Source organism: Pseudomonas rhodesiae, from assembly GCF_007858255.1.
GTDB classification, from domain to species: domain Bacteria; phylum Pseudomonadota; class Gammaproteobacteria; order Pseudomonadales; family Pseudomonadaceae; genus Aquipseudomonas; species Aquipseudomonas rhodesiae.
The window spans coordinates 30,652-47,029 of sequence record NZ_VFEU01000019.1 but is presented as its reverse complement, the minus strand read 5'-3'; the positions used below and the strand labels follow the sequence as shown (position 1 = coordinate 47,029).

16 protein-coding genes are annotated in these 16,378 nt (G+C 62.9%); 11 read left to right on the top strand and 5 right to left on the bottom strand.

Annotation, left to right across the window (positions count from 1 at the left end):
- Positions 1–41 precede the first annotated feature (41 nt).
- From FIV35_RS21810 to FIV35_RS21800, 3 genes are read right to left on the bottom strand one after another with little or no spacing between them, the layout of a single operon-like run.
- Positions 42–662 carry a DUF1120 domain-containing protein gene (locus FIV35_RS21810; protein WP_034137051.1) on the bottom strand — a complete coding sequence of 207 codons (621 nt, stop codon included), beginning with the start codon at positions 660–662 and terminating at the stop codon, positions 42–44.
- Between the two features lie 32 nt (positions 663–694).
- Positions 695–1,309, bottom strand: coding sequence for a DUF1120 domain-containing protein (locus FIV35_RS21805; protein WP_034137052.1), 615 nt, complete (start codon positions 1,307–1,309; stop codon positions 695–697).
- A 45-nt stretch (positions 1,310–1,354) separates the two neighbouring features.
- Positions 1,355–1,981 carry a DUF1120 domain-containing protein gene (locus tag FIV35_RS21800; RefSeq protein WP_034096016.1) on the bottom strand — a complete coding sequence of 209 codons (627 nt, stop codon included), beginning with the start codon at positions 1,979–1,981 and terminating at the stop codon, positions 1,355–1,357.
- 379 nt (positions 1,982–2,360) lie between these two features.
- Between FIV35_RS21800 and FIV35_RS21795 the strand changes: the two genes are divergently transcribed.
- From FIV35_RS21795 to dacB, 7 genes are all read left to right on the top strand, one after another.
- Positions 2,361–3,170 carry a response regulator gene (locus tag FIV35_RS21795; protein ID WP_034137096.1) on the top strand — a complete coding sequence of 270 codons (810 nt, stop codon included), beginning with the start codon at positions 2,361–2,363 and terminating at the stop codon, positions 3,168–3,170.
- Positions 3,171–3,370: 200 nt separating this feature from the next.
- Complete coding sequence (locus FIV35_RS21790) at positions 3,371–4,006, top strand: response regulator (RefSeq protein ID WP_034096018.1); 636 nt, start codon at positions 3,371–3,373, stop codon at positions 4,004–4,006.
- Positions 4,007–4,098: 92 nt separating this feature from the next.
- On the top strand, positions 4,099–4,569 hold the full coding sequence (locus FIV35_RS21785; RefSeq protein WP_034096019.1) for a nuclear transport factor 2 family protein: 471 nt from the start codon (positions 4,099–4,101) through the stop codon (positions 4,567–4,569).
- A gap of 36 nt (positions 4,570–4,605) precedes the next feature.
- Positions 4,606–4,875, top strand: coding sequence for a GIY-YIG nuclease family protein (locus FIV35_RS21780; protein WP_034137053.1), 270 nt, complete (start codon positions 4,606–4,608; stop codon positions 4,873–4,875).
- 82 nt (positions 4,876–4,957) lie between these two features.
- Complete coding sequence (locus FIV35_RS21775; protein ID WP_034137054.1) at positions 4,958–5,893, top strand: glutathione S-transferase family protein; 936 nt, start codon at positions 4,958–4,960, stop codon at positions 5,891–5,893.
- Positions 5,894–6,003: 110 nt separating this feature from the next.
- Positions 6,004–8,424: a TonB-dependent siderophore receptor gene (locus FIV35_RS21770; protein ID WP_034137055.1), complete on the top strand. Its 2,421-nt coding sequence runs from the start codon at positions 6,004–6,006 to the stop codon at positions 8,422–8,424.
- A 130-nt stretch (positions 8,425–8,554) separates the two neighbouring features.
- Positions 8,555–10,000 carry a D-alanyl-D-alanine carboxypeptidase/D-alanyl-D-alanine endopeptidase gene (gene dacB / locus FIV35_RS21765; RefSeq protein WP_034137056.1) on the top strand — a complete coding sequence of 482 codons (1,446 nt, stop codon included), beginning with the start codon at positions 8,555–8,557 and terminating at the stop codon, positions 9,998–10,000.
- Position 10,001: 1 nt separating this feature from the next.
- On the opposite strand, the gene FIV35_RS21760 is transcribed toward dacB, so the two are convergent.
- On the bottom strand, positions 10,002–10,781 hold the full coding sequence (locus tag FIV35_RS21760; protein WP_034137057.1) for an IclR family transcriptional regulator: 780 nt from the start codon (positions 10,779–10,781) through the stop codon (positions 10,002–10,004).
- A gap of 120 nt (positions 10,782–10,901) precedes the next feature.
- Here FIV35_RS21760 and hmgA point away from each other — a divergent pair, with 120 nt between their 5' ends.
- Genes hmgA through FIV35_RS21740 form a run of 4 tightly spaced genes read left to right on the top strand, consistent with a single transcriptional unit; the run spans position 10,902 to position 15,507 of the window.
- Positions 10,902–12,185 (top strand): homogentisate 1,2-dioxygenase, encoded by a 1,284-nt coding sequence (gene hmgA / locus FIV35_RS21755; protein WP_034137058.1) that lies wholly within the window; start codon positions 10,902–10,904, stop codon positions 12,183–12,185.
- Between the two features lie 3 nt (positions 12,186–12,188).
- Positions 12,189–13,475: a fumarylacetoacetase gene (gene fahA, locus FIV35_RS21750; protein ID WP_034137059.1), complete on the top strand. Its 1,287-nt coding sequence runs from the start codon at positions 12,189–12,191 to the stop codon at positions 13,473–13,475.
- Between the two features lie 12 nt (positions 13,476–13,487).
- Entirely contained in the window at positions 13,488–14,132 is a 645-nt protein-coding gene (gene maiA / locus FIV35_RS21745) for a maleylacetoacetate isomerase (protein ID WP_034137060.1), read from the top strand.
- 43 nt (positions 14,133–14,175) lie between these two features.
- Complete coding sequence (locus tag FIV35_RS21740) at positions 14,176–15,507, top strand: MFS transporter (RefSeq protein WP_034137061.1); 1,332 nt, start codon at positions 14,176–14,178, stop codon at positions 15,505–15,507.
- Positions 15,508–15,522: 15 nt separating this feature from the next.
- On the opposite strand, the gene FIV35_RS21735 is transcribed toward FIV35_RS21740, so the two are convergent.
- A complete protein-coding gene (locus FIV35_RS21735; protein ID WP_034137062.1) occupies positions 15,523–16,326 on the bottom strand; it encodes a SirB1 family protein in 804 nt (267 codons plus the stop codon).
- Positions 16,327–16,378 lie beyond the last annotated feature (52 nt).

The window sequence follows — 16,378 nt, the reverse complement described above, 5'->3', positions numbered from 1 at the left end:
AGCCCATGCCGCACGCGTCAGCCAGGCATGGGCACCCAGGGTTACAGGTACTTCACTTCAAGCGTGGCGGAGCCGTCGATGGTGACCTCGTTGCTCAGGTCCAGGCCATCGGTACGGGCGATCACGGTTTGCACTTCCAGATCCGTGACCAGTTCCTTGACCGAGGCCGGCTGGCTAGGGTCGGCCATGGTAGCGATCGAAACGTACAGGCCGGCGTCCCAGGCGTTATCGCCGTACCAGGTATTGCCGCCATCGCCGGAGACAATCGACTGCATCTGCGCGCCATCGGCGACCGGGTTGCGCACGGTCAGCAGAAACCAACCCAGTTTCTGCGTGCCGTTTATCAGGCCCAGGCCGTAATTGGCGGGAGAGGCCGATGAGCCGGCACGGTTGTCGACGGAATGCAGGGCAAATTGAATCGGTGCATCGCAGACGACCGCCATGGTCATGGTGTGGGTGCCGATCAGCGTTGGGTTGTCCGGGCGCAGGTCCTTGGCGGAAATCTTGCCGTGATCGATGACGCCGCCCCGGGTCAGGCTCGGCGTGCAGGCGCTGGGTACGATCAGGCCCTTGACGGTCAAGTCGACCGTGGACGCCGCATAAGTGGCGGCAGAGCCGAGCAACAACAGGCCGGTGGCGAGGGGAGTGAGCAGGCTTTTCATCGGGAGCGAGTTCCTTTCGAGTCAATGGGCAGTTAGAGGTAGTTGAGTTGTACGGTGACGTGACCGTCGATGGGCACCTCATCGATCAGCGTCAACTCGTCTGCGGGGGCAACCCGCGTGAATAATCTGAGATCGGCGTTAAAGTCCTTCACCGCAATGGGCGCCAGTTGGCCGGAATCGCTGGCGACCGCACTTTTGAATGCGTAGCTCAGGATGTCGCTGGGGCTCCAGGTCACACCGTCGCTGGATATCACCATCCTCACCACGGCGCCATCGGCCACGGGGTTGCGCACGCGGAAGGCCACGCCGCCGAGTTTTTCGTCATGGGGCGTCATGCCCAGGCCATGCCAGTGTCTGGGGCTGGCGGAAGTACCGGCGCGGTTGTCGATGGTATTTAAGGTAAAAAACGTCGGCCCCTCACACATCACGCTCAGGTGCAGGGACTGGCCCGGCAAAGAGGTGTAGTGATCCGAGTTAAGGTCCTTGGCGGTCATTTTTCCGAAGTCGATTTCGCTGCCGCCGGACATCAATGGCGCACACGCGCTGGGGGTGATGCTGCCCTTGACGGCGAGGTCGGTGGAGCTGGCGGCGAACGCCGGCGGTACACACAGCAGTGTCAGCAGGAGCCGGTAAGCAAAGGCTTTCATGGGCACAGAGTCCTTTCGGGAGAGGTCAACGCAGTGTTGAGTGGGTTACAGGTACTTCAGCTCCAGCGTGGCGGAGCCGTCCAATGCCACGTCGTTGGTCAGAGTCAGGTCGTTTGCCGGGGCAATCGCGGTGTTGAAGACGAACTCTGCGGCGGCATTTTGCAGGGGATGGGGGAGCCAGCCGATTTGGGCGTCGAGGCTGCCGAAAGCCACCAGCATGCCGGGGATGATCGCCTCGTCCTCATCCACGGGCGACCATCGGTCCGTCGTGTACTGCCCCAACAACGTCGACGGAATATCCGCCACAGGATTGCGCAGCGACAGGAAATAACGGCCCAGTTTCTCCGTGGTGCCGTCCACCAGCCCCAAGCCATAAGCCCCGGAGCGGGTCGAGGTGCCTACCCGGTTGTCGACGGGGTGGATGGCAAAGAGCGTCGGCGCTTCGCAACTCACCGTCAGTTGCAGGGTTTTGACTTCCAGCACGGTGTGGTTGTCGGGGGTCAGGTCCTTAGCCGAGATTTTTCCAAAGTCCACGGCCCCAGGCAGGCTGGGCGTGCAGGCGCTGGGGGTGATGGTGCCCTTGACGGTCAGCTCCACGGAGCTGGCTGCAAACGCGGATGAGGCACTGGCGAGCAAGAGGGCGGCACCCACCAGGTTTAACGACGTGTTCATTTCAGGTTGTTCCAATACAAAGTCGGTGGTTGGCAAGCATGTCGGTTTCCAGGCGCCGCGGTGCGGTCGTCCGTTCCCAGTGATCGGGGTGGGGTGCAATCTAGCGACGGGGCACAGGAGGGGGAATACAACTATTACGAGAATGATCGAGCGGCGGACGTGTGTCGGATGCTTGTCGGAATAGGTTTGTCGAATATGTAGGAAAGTTGGTTTTTTCGTAGTTTTTGCATCGTCATGACGCCACCCATGGAGATAGCGTGACGTCGCGATAAGTAGTCATGTGAGTGTTTCGACTCTGTTTGCCTGGCTGCTACGTCAGCGCTGTCGGTTTGTTGCGAATGCCGCGCGCTGCAAAAACGACCGCAACCATGAGGTGACCATGGAGACTGACGTATCTTCGGACGCAGTGCTTTCCCGTGAATTGACACCTTCGACCGAGCCGCCCCGCCATTGGCGGCACCTGAAGGTCCTGGTGGTGGAAGACCATGCGACATACCGCGTCTTGATGGGGTGGCTATTGAAAAAACTCGGCTTGGGCCACCAACTGGCAAAAGACGGGCAGCACGGTTTGGCGGCCCTGGCCGAGACCCCGTTCGACCTGGTGATAAGCGATTGCCAGATGCCGCAGATGGACGGCTACACCATGAGCCGCGCGATTCGCCTGCGCGAACATGCCAACGCACAGCGGCGGGTGCCGATCATTGCCCTGACCGGCAACCTGGTGCATGACGACCCACAGCGTTGTCGAGAAGCTGGCATGGACGCCTGGCTGGTCAAGCCGTTGACCCTTGAACAACTGCATGGGGTGTTGGCGTGCTGGTTACCGGGGCCGTCCGATGTGGTGCCGGTGCTGCCCAAGACCACGGGCTGGCCGACCCGTGCGGGTCTGATCGAAGCCTTCGGGGATGCGCGGGTTGTCGACCAGATGCTCGTCAGCCTGCTGCGCGAAGCGCGGGAAGACACCCTGATGCTCGACCATGCACGCAAAATCCGCGACGCGTCGTTGACCGCCGAAAGCCTGCACCGCCTGGTGGGTAGCCTGGCTTTTCTGGGCATGGCCGAGCTGGAGCTACGCGGCATGAGCCTGATCGAGCGGGTGCATGCCGAGGGCGTGGTGTTGAATGAGGCGCACCTGGACGCCTTCCAGGCCGACCTACGTGCTTACCTCACTTACTTGGGCTCATTGTGATGCCCGCAGACATTTGTAGGGAAAGGGAAGGCTGTGTTGAGGGTAATAGCTGTAGGTATTTTCTTTTTATTTTGTAGGCCCAAAAGCGGCGGCTATCAAACATTGATCGTGAGGAAAAACGCCGAGACTTCTGCGGTTGTTGAGGGATGGCGGCGGGGGTATTTTGCGCGGAATCTAGTGGCCATCATCTGTGGGTATTTATGCTTCGCGTAATCATTGCTGACGATCATCCCATCGTACGCATCGGGCAGAGAGTGGTGATCGAGGCGAATGGACGGTGCAAAGTGGTGGGCGAGGCCGACGGTCCCGATCAACTGCTGCGTGTGCTGGCGACCACACCCTGCGATGTGCTGGTGACCGATTTCGCCATGCCTGGTGGCCAGCAGGCGGACGGCTACGGTTTGTTGAGCCTGCTGCACCGCCAGTACCCGACGTTGCCGGTGATCCTGGTGACCATGTTTGCCAATATCGCCACGTTGCGAGCCTCCTTTGCCCACGGCGCGCGGGCTATCGTGGCCAAAAGTGCGTCGGCCAAGGAGCTGCCGCTGGCGATCAAGACCGTAAGCGCGGGCCAGACCTTTGTCAGTGAATGCCTGCGGGCCCAGCTGGTGGAAGCCGGGCCGGGTGACCAATCGCGACAGCCGCAATTGTCCGAAAAAGAGCGTGAGGTGGTACGCATGCTGGCCAGCGGCATGACCGTCAGCCAGATCGCGGCGCGGGTCAATCGCAGTGTGTCCACCATCAGCAAGCAGAAGAGCACTGCCATGAACCGGCTGTGCATTTCCACCGACGTAGACCTCTTCGCCTATGCCCGCAGTTGCGGCATGGTGCCCTGAGGCGGGCTATTGGCGCGGTGAATGTCAGTAGCCTTGGCGGCGCGGGCGGCTTATCGTGCGGCTATCTTTTTTGCCGTCGACGGAGCCTGCCCATGAGTGATGCCCACAACGCCCTGATCACCGAGTTCTATCGCGCGTTCCAACGCCTGGACGCCGACGCCATGAGCGCCTGCTACAGCGACGACGTGATCTTCAGCGACCCGGCGTTCGGTGAGCTGCGCGGTCGGGACGTCGGCGATATGTGGCGCATGCTCACCACCCGCGCCAAGGACTTCTCGCTGACCTTCGACCAAGTGCGCAGCGACGACACCCGCGGCAGCGCCCATTGGGTGGCGACCTACCTGTTCAGCGCCACCGGCAACACAGTGGTCAATGATATCCAGGCGCGTTTTGTGTTCCGTGACGGCAAGATCTGCGAGCACCACGACCACTTCGATCTGTGGCGTTGGTCGCGTCAGGCCCTGGGCACCAAAGGTCTGTTGCTGGGCTGGACGCCGCTGGTGAAAAACGCCGTACGCGCCCAGGCACGCAAAGGTCTCAAGGCATTCCAGGCCAGTCGTTGATAAGCTGGGCGCTCTTCTGGTTGACCGACTCGATCCGTGACGACTCTCACCGACCCCAAACCCTGGTTCGTTTACCTGGTGCGCGCCGCCAACGGCGCGCTGTATTGCGGCATCAGCAATGACCCGATGCGCCGCTTCGCTCAGCATCAAAGCGGCAAGGGCGCGCGGTTTTTCCAGTCCAGCCCGGCGGTGGCGCTGGTGTACACCGAGCAATGTGCAAGCAAAGGCGACGCCTTGCGTCAGGAACGGCTGATCAAAAAACTCAAGAAGAGCGCCAAGGAGTGCCTGGCCGCCAGTGGTGCATAGATTCGACTGATGGGTTCCCATCACGGCATCGCCACCCATTGCGCGCTAAGCTGGCAGCTCAACCTGACAACTGGACCCTGGCATGTCTGAGCTCATTCTTCACCACTACCCCACCTCACCCTTTGCAGAAAAAGCTCGGCTGCTGCTGGGCTTCAAAGGCCTGTCCTGGCAGTCCGTGCTGATCTCGCCGGTGATGCCCAAACCGGACCTGACCGCGCTCACCGGCGGCTACCGCAAGACTCCGGTGTTGCAGATCGGCGCCGATATCTACTGTGACACCGCGCTGATCGCCCGACGCCTGGAGCAGGAAAAAGCCGCGCCGGCGCTGTTCCCCCTCGGCCAGGAAATGATCACCCAGACCTTCGCCACCTGGGCCGACAGCGTGGTGTTCGCTCACGCGGTGAGCCTGGTGTTCCAGCCGGAATCGGTGGCGGTGCGCTTCGGCAAATTGCCGCCGGAAGCGATCAAAGCTTTTATGGCCGACCGCGCCGCGTTGTTCAGCGGCGGTTCGGCGAGCAAGCTGAGCGCCGACGTGGCCAAGCATCAATGGCCAGCTATCATGACGCGCCTGGAGCAACAGTTGCAGCGCGAGGCGGGGGATTTTCTGTTTGGCGAGCCGTCGATTGCCGACTTCTCCCTGGCCCATTCGCTGTGGTTCCTCAAAGCCACGCCAGTCACAGCACCCCTGGTGGACGCCTACCCGGCAGTGTCCGCATGGCTGGGGCGCGTGCTCGGTTTCGGCCACGGCACGCCCAGCCAGATGACCGCCGAACAAGCGCTGGAGATCGCGCGCAGCTCCACCCCGGCGGCGTTGCCGGACGAAGCGTTTGAAGACTTGAACGGCTTCCATCCGGGCCAGGCGGTGACCATCAGCGCGATCGACTACGGCGTCGACCCAGTGGCCGGCGAGCTGCTGTTTGCCGGGCGCGAGGAGCTGATCCTGCGCCGTAGCGACGAGCGCGCAGGCACTGTGCATGTGCACTTCCCGCGCTTCGGTTTCCGTATCCAGGCGCAGTGAATGAAATTATTTATCCACAACAGGTGAGGTAAACCATCCGCCCATCCGTGTAGTGCTTGAAACTGCGATCAATTCGCATTAACAGCGTTTTCTACACGGGTTCTCACAGCATGAAGTCGATGGCGGGCGGTTGGGTAAAACAGTGGCTGGGAGCCTCGGTACTGGCGGTATCAGCGGTGGCTTTGCTGCCGTTGAGCGTGGCGCGGGCGCAGGAGCAGCAAAGCGCGCAGTTCGACTTTGCCCTGGCGGCCAAACCGTTGCCCCAGGCGCTCAGCGATTTCAGCCGTGTCACCGGAATCAGTGTGATCTACACCGATGAAGCGCCCTATGGCTTCAGCGCCCCGGCAGTGCGCGGGCAGATGAGCGCGACCCAGGCCCTGCAACGCCTGTTGGGCAACACCGGCATGACCTTCCGCCAGATCAACGCCCGCACCCTGGCCCTGGAACCCGTACCCACCGAAGGCGCACTCAACCTGGGCGCCACCACCATCAGCGGCATTGGCCAACTTGACGACAGCACCAGCTACCAGCCGCCGCCCACCAGCTCGGTGATGCGCTCGCGCGGTCTATTGCTGGAAACCCCGCAAACCGTCAACGTGGTGCCGGCCCAGGCGCTGCGCGATCAGACCCCGCGCAACCTGGATGACGCCCTGGCCAATATCAGCGGTATCACCCAAGCCAACACCCTGGCCAGCACCCAGGACGCGGTGATGTTGCGCGGCTTTGGCGACAACCGTAACGGCTCGATCATGCGCGACGGCATGCCGGTGGTGCAGGGCCGCGCGTTGAACGCCACTGCCGAGCGGGTTGAAGTGCTCAAGGGCCCGTCGTCGCTGCTGTATGGCATCCAGGACCCGGGCGGCGTGGTGAACATCGTCAGCAAAAAGCCTGAATTGACCCCATCCACCGCCCTGACCGTGCGCGGTTCCACCTTCGGCGACGGCAAGAACGGCAGCGGCGGCAACCTCGACACCACCGGGCCGTTGGGCGATTCAGGGCTGGCCTACCGGTTGATCGTTGATCACGAAGATGAAGACTACTGGCGCAACTTCGGCACTCACCGCGAATCGCTGGTGGCGCCGTCCCTGGCGTGGTACGGCGATTCCACTCAACTGCTGTTCGCTTATGAGCATCGTGAGTTTCTCTCACCGTTCGACCGGGGCACGGCCATCGATCCCAAGACCAACCATCCGTTGGATATCCCGGCGACCCGCCGCCTGGACGAGCCGTTCAACAATATGGAAGGCCGCTCCGACCTGTACCGCTTCGAAGCCGATCACGATCTGAACGACGATTGGAAAGCTCACTTCGGCTACAGCTGGAACCGTGAAACCTACGACGCCAGCCAGGTACGCGTCAGCGCGGTGAATGCCAATGGCACCCTGACCCGCCGAATGGACGGCACCCAGGGCGCAATTACCACCGACCGGTTCGCCACCGCCAGCCTCGAAGGCAAGGTCAGCGTGCTGGGCATGCAACATGACCTGGTGTTCGGCCTGGATGACGAGTACCGCAAAATCTACCGCGCCGACCTGATCCGCCAGGCCTCGCGGGGCACGTTCAACTACAACAATCCGGTATACGGCAACGAAGTGGCGGGCAGCACCGTCAGCGCCGCCGACAGCGCCCAGACCGACCTGCTGCGCAGCGACTCGCTGTTCTTCCAGGATTCGATTCACCTGACCGACCAATGGATTTTCGTAGCCGGTGCGCGCTACCAGATGTACGACCAATACGCCGGCAAAGGCGTGCCGTTCAAAGCCAACACCGATGGCAACGGCCAGGCCTGGGTGCCGCGTGCCGGGCTGGTGTATCGCTATACCGATCAACTGTCGTTCTATGGCAGTTACACCGAGTCGTTCAAACCCAACTCCACCATCGCCGCCTTGGCCGATGGCAGTACGCTCACCGGCGATCTTACGCCCGAGCAGGCCAAGTCCTGGGAACTGGGGGCCAAGCTCGACATTCCCGGGCGCATCACCGCCAGCGCGGCGTTGTTCACCATCGACAAGCGCAATGTGCTGGTCTCGATGGTTTCCGGCCCGAACACGATCTACAGCATCGCCGGCCAGGTGCGTTCCCGTGGCCTGGAACTGGACGCCACTGGCCAGTTGAGCGACCAATGGAGCGTGATCGGCAGCTATGCCTACACCGACGCTGAGGACATCAAGGACAACGACCCGACCCTGGAAGGCAACCGCTTGCAGAACGTCGCCAAACACACCGGCTCGCTGGCGCTGGCCTACGACTTCGGCAGCCTGTTCGGTGGCGATCAACTGCGCATTGGCGCAGGCGCGCGCTACGTGGGCGAGCGGGCAGGGGACGCCGCCAACGACTTCACATTGCCGGGCTACACCGTGGCCGATGCTTTCGCCACCTACGACACCAAACTCGACGGGCAGAAGGTCAAGTTCCAGCTCAACGTGAAAAACCTGTTCGACCGCACCTACTACACCTCGGCGGCCAGCCGCTTCTTTGTATCGCTGGGGGACGCACGGCAGGTGTCGGTGTCGAGCACGCTGGAATTCTAAGGCTGGTGGTGGGCGCGTTGGCTGCGACAATTCCATGTCCCCCAGCAGCTTGCTCCACCGGCCCGCTCGCCACGGGCAGGTGGAGCTGTTAGCGTTGCCGCCACTGAAGATTTTGCGGAATTCGACACTGATGCATGTTGGACGATGGCTACCCCTGCTGTGCTTGAGCGTTTTCATGGGCGGTTGCGCGAGCGTTTCGCCAACCTCCACCCCGGCCATCCTTGACCATCTGATGGCCGACCCGGCCTTCAATGGCGCCACGGTCTCCTTGATGGTGCGCGACGCCCGCAGCGGCAGCACCCTCTACCAGCACAACCCGCGCACGCGCCTGGTGCCGGCCTCCAACCTCAAGTTGTTGACCACTGCGGCGGCGATGGATGTGCTGGGGCCGCAATACCGGTTTTCCATCCAGGTACTGAGCACCGGCAGCCGCCAGGGCGAGCGGCTGGCGGGCAATCTGTACGTGCGCGGCTTGGGCGATCCCACCGTGCAGTTCGCCGATTACCAGGCGCTGGCGGCACAGTTGGCCAGCGATGGCGTGCGAGAAGTGCAGGGCGATCTGGTGTTCGACGACACCTGGTTCGATGCCGAGCGCCTGGGCGTCGATTGGGCCCAGGATGACGAAAGCACCTACTACGGTGCGCAGATCTCCGCGTTGACGGTGTCGCCCAACACGGATTTCGACGCGGGTACATTGATCGTCACCGCGAAAGCGCCCGTGGCCGTCGGCCAACCGGTGAGCGTTACCGTGAGCCCGGCCACCGACTACGTGCAACTGAGCAATCGCGCCATCAGCGGCCCCGGCAACACGTACGGCATTACCCGCCAGCACGGCACCAACCTGCTGCAACTGAGCGGTGCGCTGGCCCCCGGCAAGCAGAGCCGGCAGTGGGTGAGTGTGTGGGAGCCGACCCAACTGGTGGCGAACCTGTTTGAACAGGCGCTGGCTCAGCAGGGCATCAAGGTGCAGGGCCGGCGCGTGATCGGTGGCGCTACGCCCGCGACGGCCGCATTGTTGGCCGAACATCAGTCGGCGCCGTTGCAGGAGTTGATCACGCCGCTGCTCAAACTCTCGAACAACAATATGTCCGAGGCCCTGCTCAAGGCCATGGGCCGCAAGACTGCGAATGCGGGCACCGCCGCGGCCGGCGTGGCGGCAGTGGCGGGCTTTATGACACGCCAGGGGCTGGACCCGGCCAGCCTGAGCCAGGTGGACGGTTCGGGCTTGTCGCGGCGCAATCTGGTGTCGTCCCTGACCTTCACCGAGCTGCTGCTGGCCAGCGCCAGACAACCCTGGTTCGACGCTTGGTATAACGCACTGCCGATTGCCGGCAATGCGGACCGCATGGTGGGTGGCAGCCTGCGCTATCGCCTGCGCGGGACGGCGGCGCAAAACAACCTGCATGCCAAGACCGGCTCCATGGCCGGCGTGTCGTCATTGAGTGGCTATATCACCGACGCCGACGGCCGGCGCCTGGTGTTCTCGATGGTCAGCAACAACTACCTGGGCAACGCCGCGCCGGTGCGCGCCGTGGAAAATCGCGTGGCCCAGGCCCTGGCCCAGTGGCGGGACTAGTTCAGGGCTGGTAGCCCATGCGCCAGCTTACGGCCCGGGTCGCCGCCAGTAATTGCTGGGCCGCCGGGCCGTCTTCATCGGCGTGGAACAGCGAGGTAGGGCCAACCACGGTCATTACCGCCGCCACCTGGCCGATGGCGTTGAACACCGGTGCCGACAAGGCGTCCACCCCCGGCATCAGCAAACCATGCACAAAGTGCAGGCCACGCTGGCGGATCTGTTCGCAGGCCGTGGCGTAGGCTTGATCGTCCGCCAGGGCGTGGGCGATGCCCGCCTCGATCTCCTGCTGGCGCAGCTCCACGGTTTCCCGCGAGGGTAGGTACGCACTGAACACCAGCCCGGTGGACGAACTGAGCAGCGGCAACACCGAGCCCAGTTGTGTCACCACCGTCACCGCGCGCACCGCCGGCTCGATCTGCACCACGGTCGCGCCCTGATTGCCCCACACCGCCAGAAAGCAGGTCTCGTTCAGTTGGTCGCGCAGTTCCGCCAGGGGCAGCGCGCCGACTTTCAGCACGTCCATGCTGCCCAACGCAGCCAGGCCCACGCGCAACGCTTCGCGGCCCAGGCCGTAATGGTTGGTGGCGGCGTTTTGTTCGGCGAACCCCGACGCGATCAATGCTTGCAGGTAGCGATGCACTTTGCTCGCCGGCATCTGCACATGCTCGGCCAGGCGCGACAGCGAAGTGGCCGGGGATAGTTCGGCCAGGGCCTTGAGAATATCGGTGCCCACTTCGGCCGAACGGACTTTTTGTTTACCGGTGTCGCGGGGCTTTTCCATGGAGGGGCGGGGTTCCGAAAGATGAATGGGCGTCTTTATAGCTTGACGCTCGATAGTGATCAAATTACGTTATGCGTAACTGGATTACGATAAAAACAACTTCCGCTCAGAGGACGATCCATGACCCTCGAATACCTGTCGGGCTTCGGCAATGAATTCGCCAGCGAAGCCCTGCCCGGCGCCTTGCCGGTCGGCCAGAACTCCCCGCAAAAAGCACCCTACGGCCTGTACACCGAACTGTTCTCCGGCACTGCGTTCACCATGACCCGCAGCGAAGCCCGACGTACCTGGTTGTACCGCATCCAGCCGTCGGCCAATCACCCAGCGTTCGCCAAATTGGAACGGCAATTGGCCGGCGGTCCGTTGGGTGCGGTGACGCCCAACCGGCTGCGCTGGAACCCACTGGATATGCCTAGCGAACCGACCGATTTTATTGATGGTCTGGTCGCAATGGTCGCCAATTCGGCGTCGGATAAACCCTCGGGTATCAGCATCCACCACTATCGCGCCAATCGCTCCATGGAGCGGGTGTTCTTCAACGCCGACGGCGAATGGTTAATCGTCCCCGAGCAGGGGCGCCTGCGTCTCGTCACTGAACTGGGCGTGCTGGAAGTGGAACCGCTGGAAATCGTGGTGCTGCCCCGTGGCCTTAAATTCCGCGTCGAACTGCTGGACGCCCAGGCCCGCGGCTACATCGCCGAGAACCACGGCGCGCCGCTGCGCCTGCCGGACCTGGGGCCCATTGGCAGCAACGGTCTGGCTAATCCACGGGACTTCCTCAGCCCCGTCGCCCATTACGAAGACTTGCGGCAACCGACGACGTTGGTGCAGAAGTTTCTCGGCGAACTGTGGGCCTGCGAGCTCGACCATTCACCGCTGAACGTGGTGGCCTGGCACGGCAACAACGTGCCGTACAAATACGACCTGCGCCGCTTCAACACCATCGGCACCGTCAGTTTCGATCACCCGGACCCGTCGATTTTCACCGTGTTGACCTCGCCCACCAGCGTAAACGGCCTGGCCAACCTCGACTTCGTGATTTTCCCGCCGCGCTGGATGGTGGCCGAGAACACCTTCCGTCCGCCGTGGTTCCACCGCAACCTGATGAACGAATACATGGGCTTGATCCAAGGCGCCTACGACGCCAAGGCCGAGGGTTTCCTGCCCGGCGGTGCGTCGCTGCACAGCTGCATGAGCGCCCACGGCCCGGATGGCGAAACCTGCACCAAGGCCATCAATGTGGAACTGGCGCCGCACAAGATCGATAACACCATGGCGTTCATGTTCGAGACCAGCCAAGTGCTGCGTCCCACCCAGTTCGCCCTGGACTGTCCGCACCTGCAACCTGCTTACGACGCGTGCTGGGCCTCGCTGCCCGTCACCTTCAACCCGAATCGGAGATAACCCATGACTCAGCCCACCCCTGCCCGTAGTTGGGTAGCGTCCGCCAACGGTCACGCGGATTTCCCGCTGCAGAACCTGCCGCTGGGCATCTTCAGTCGCAATGATGAGCCCCCGCGCAGCGGCGTGGCGATTGGGGATTTCATCCTGGATCTTCACGCAGCATTGGACGCATTCGACGGCGAGGCCCGTCGTGCCGTGGAGGCGACTGCCGGCGGTCAACTGAACGGGTTGTTCGCCCTGGGCCGCGGCCCACGCGTGGCCCTGCGCGAGCGCCTGCTGGAGCTGCTGGCCGAGGGCAGCCCGCTGCAAGCCCGCGAGGCGCAGGTGCTGCACCGCGCGGCTGATTGCCAACTGCACCTGCCAGCCAAAATCGGCGACTACACCGACTTCTACGTTGGTATCGAACACGCGCAGAACGTCGGCAAGCTATTCCGCCCCGACAACCCGTTGCTGCCCAACTACAAGTATGTGCCGATCGGCTATCACGGCCGCGCCTCCACCGTGCGCCCCTCGGGCGTGGCTGTGCGTCGCCCCAAAGGCCAGACCCTGCCTGCCGGCCAATCCGAACCCACCTTCGGCCCCTGTGCGCGGTTGGACTACGAGTTGGAACTGGGCATCTGGATCGGCCCGGGCAACGCCATGGGCGAAGCGATCGCCATCGGTGACGCGGCCGAACATATCGCCGGTTTCTGCCTGCTCAACGACTGGTCGGCGCGGGATATCCAAGCGTGGGAATACCAGCCGCTGGGGCCGTTCCTGTCCAAGAGCTTTATTACCACCGTCTCGCCCTGGGTGGTCACGGCTGAAGCGTTGGCGCCGTTCCGCAAGGCTCAACCGGCACGCCCCGAAGGCGATCCGCAGCCGCTGCCGTACTTGCTGGATCAACGCGATCAGGCCGGCGGTGCTTTGGATATCGAACTGGAAGTGCTGCTGACCACGGCCGCCATGCGCGAACAAAACCTGCCGGCCCATCGCCTGGCCCTGAGCAACAGCCTGCATATGTACTGGACCGCCGCGCAGTTGGTGGCCCATCACAGCGTTAACGGTTGCCAACTGCAGCCTGGCGATCTGTTCGGTTCGGGCACCTTGTCCGGGCCGCAAGCCAGCCAACTCGGCAGCCTGTTGGAGATCACCGAGGGCGGTAAAAAAGTGATCGAGCTGCCGTCCGGCGAAGTGCGTAAATTCCTCGAAGACGGCGACGAAATCATTCTGCGTGCGCGCTGCAACCGTGAAGGCTATGCCTCCATCGGTTTTGGCGAATGCCGTGGCACTGTGGTCGCAGCGCGCTGAGGAGGGCGGGGGATGGAACTCTATACCTATTACCGCTCTACTTCGTCGTATCGCGTACGCATCGCTTTGGCGCTCAAGGGGCTGGCGTTCACGGCGGTGCCGGTCAACCTGCTGGTGCCGGCAGGGGGCGCCAACCGCCAGCCGGCGTACCTGGCCATCAACCCGCAGGGGCGCGTGCCGGCCCTGCGCACTGACGACGGCGACCTGTTGATCCAGTCGCCGGCGATCATCGAATACCTCGACGAACGTTATCCACAGATGCCGCTGCTGAGCCAAGACCTGGCGACCCGCGCCCACGAGCGTGCGGTGGCATCGATCATCGGTTGTGACATCCACCCGTTGCACAACTCCAGCACTCAGAACCTGTTGCGCCAGTGGGGGCATGACGACACGCAGGTGCTGGCGTGGGTCGGGCACTGGATCAGCCAGGGCCTCGGCGCGGTGGAGCAACTGATCGGTGATCAAGGGTTTTGTTTTGGCGACCAGCCAGGCATGGCCGATGTGTTTTTGATCCCACAGTTGTACGCAGCCGAGCGGTTCAAAGTGTCGCTGGCCGATTACCCGCGTATCGGCCGTGTTGCGGCCTTGGCCAGGCAGCATCCGGCGTTTATTCAAGCCCATCCCGCCAATCAACCGGATACCCCTGAGGCCCCGTAAATCCGCTGTGCGACACCCATAAAAATAAAACAGGTACCTTGCGATGCACACTCAGATTGCCAGCTTTCGCGCGGCGCTCGACGCCCGTCCGGTGTCGCGCTTCCAGTGGTTGATCCTCTTGTTGCTGGCGTTGCTGCTGGTGACCGATGGCTACGATGCCCAAGTGCTGGGCTACGTAGTGCCGGCGCTGGCCGCGGACTGGGGGCTGGAAAAAGCCGCGTTCGGCCCGGTATTCAGTGCCAACTTGCTGGGGTTGACCCTTGGCTCACTGCTGGTGACGCCACTGGCGGACCGCTTTGGCGTACGCCGGATTCTGTTGGCCTGCGTGCTGATCTACGCCAGCCTCACGGTGCTGATGGTGTTCGCCGACTCGCTGACGACGCTGATGGCCGCACGGTTTATCTGCGGGATCGGCATGGGTGGGGCGATGCCCAGTGCCATGGCCTTGATGTCGGACTATTCGCCACCGCGCCTGCGCACCCTGATGGTGACCTTGGCCGCGTGCGGCTTTTCGTTTGGTGGCGCGGCGGGTGGGTTTGTGGCTGCAGGATTTATTGAGCATTACGGGTGGGAGGCGGTGTTCCTGGCAGGCGGTGTTACGCCGCTGCTGCTGTTTCCGTTTCTGGTGTGGCTGCTACCCGAATCCTTGCCGCGATTATTGCGGGACGCGCCGCCTTACTGGCGTCTGCAGCGGGTCACGGCGCGCCTGTTGCCCGACTGGCAACCGCCGCTGGCAAGCACCGCCGATGACCAGCAGGCGCGGGGCAGCCAATTGACGGTGGTTGAGTTGTTTCGCAACGGTTACGCCCGCCCGACCTTGCTGATCTGGGCAACCTTTTTCGTCAGCCTGATCCTGCTGTATTTCATGATCAGCTGGCTGCCGTCGTTGCTGTTGGAAAGTGGCCTGGCACTCAAGCAGGCGAACCTGGTGACGTCGATGTTCCTGTTTGCCGGCACCTTGGGTGCCATCGGCATGGCCTGGTTTGCCGACCGCCTGAAAAATAAAGTCCGCCTGCTGTGCGGCGTGTTGTTCGCGGCCGGGCTGTGCACCGTGCTGTTGGGCTTGAACCACGATAATCCGCGCTACTTGGTGGCGTGCGTGTTTGCCGCCGGCTTCTGCATCATCGGTGGGCAACTGACGTTGAATGCCTTCGCCAGCAACTTCTACCCGGCCCACGTGCGCGCCACCGGCACGGGCTGGGCACTGGGAGTGGGGCGCTTCGGCTCGATCCTCGGGCCGTTGCTGGGCAGTCTGCTGCTGGCAATGCAGGTACCGGTGCAGCAGATTTTTTTCTTCTGCGCGATTCCGGCGGTGATGGCCGCGTTGTTGATCATCCAGGTGCGCTCGCCACAAAAAACCTCGCGCCTTAACTAGAAGCCAACGTGTTGGTCAATGCACCACCGTGTTGGGCGGCAGATGCCCCAACCGCTCGGTCAGGCGCAGGCGTTGGATCGGGTCTTCGCTGAGCAGCAGCGCATGCTCCAGATCGAAGCGTTCGGCGTTGGGGCAGTCCAGGCGTTGATACAGGCTGGCCCGTGCCAGGTAATCGGCGGCGCTGGCATTGCCCAGTTCCAGCACGCGCTCGGCGTCGATCAGCGCCGCCAGTGGATCGTCACTGGCCAAGTGCAATTGGCGCAGGTTGCGCGACAAGCGTTGGAGCATCGAGCGCGGTTCGGCGGTATGCAGGTGTTCGGCCTGCAACTTGAGGTTGGGGCCATATTGGCGTTGCAGCAGTTCGCGGCAATCGTTGGTGTAGAGGCGCCGACCGCCGCAGGGGTCCAACAAGTGATCAGCGCCGGGGACGCGTAGCAGGAAGTGCCCTGGGAAGTTCACGCCGACCATGGGAATGTGCAGGCGCCGCGCCAGTTCCATGGCAATCAAGCCCATGGCCAGAGGCTGCCCGCGTTTGCGCAGCAGGACTTTATCCAACAGCGCGGCGGCGGGGCGCAGGGGCGTGAAGTCATCCTGGGCAAACCCCAGATCGTTCATGCGCCGCAGCAGCGGTTGGCCCAGTTCATCCGCCGGCAGCACGGGCATGCCTGCGCTTACCTGTTGTTGCAGCAACCCCAGTTCTTGCAGGATCTGCAACGGTTGCACCGTCGCGTCATGTTCGGCGGCAATCCACAGCGCGGCCTCGAACAGTGCAGGGGGCGAGCGTTCCAGGCAGGCGAAAAAGGCTTGGCGGGGCTTCATTGCATTCTCCGGCGGATGCCCCCGTTTTAGCCTTGCTGGGAATTTTCGTCCA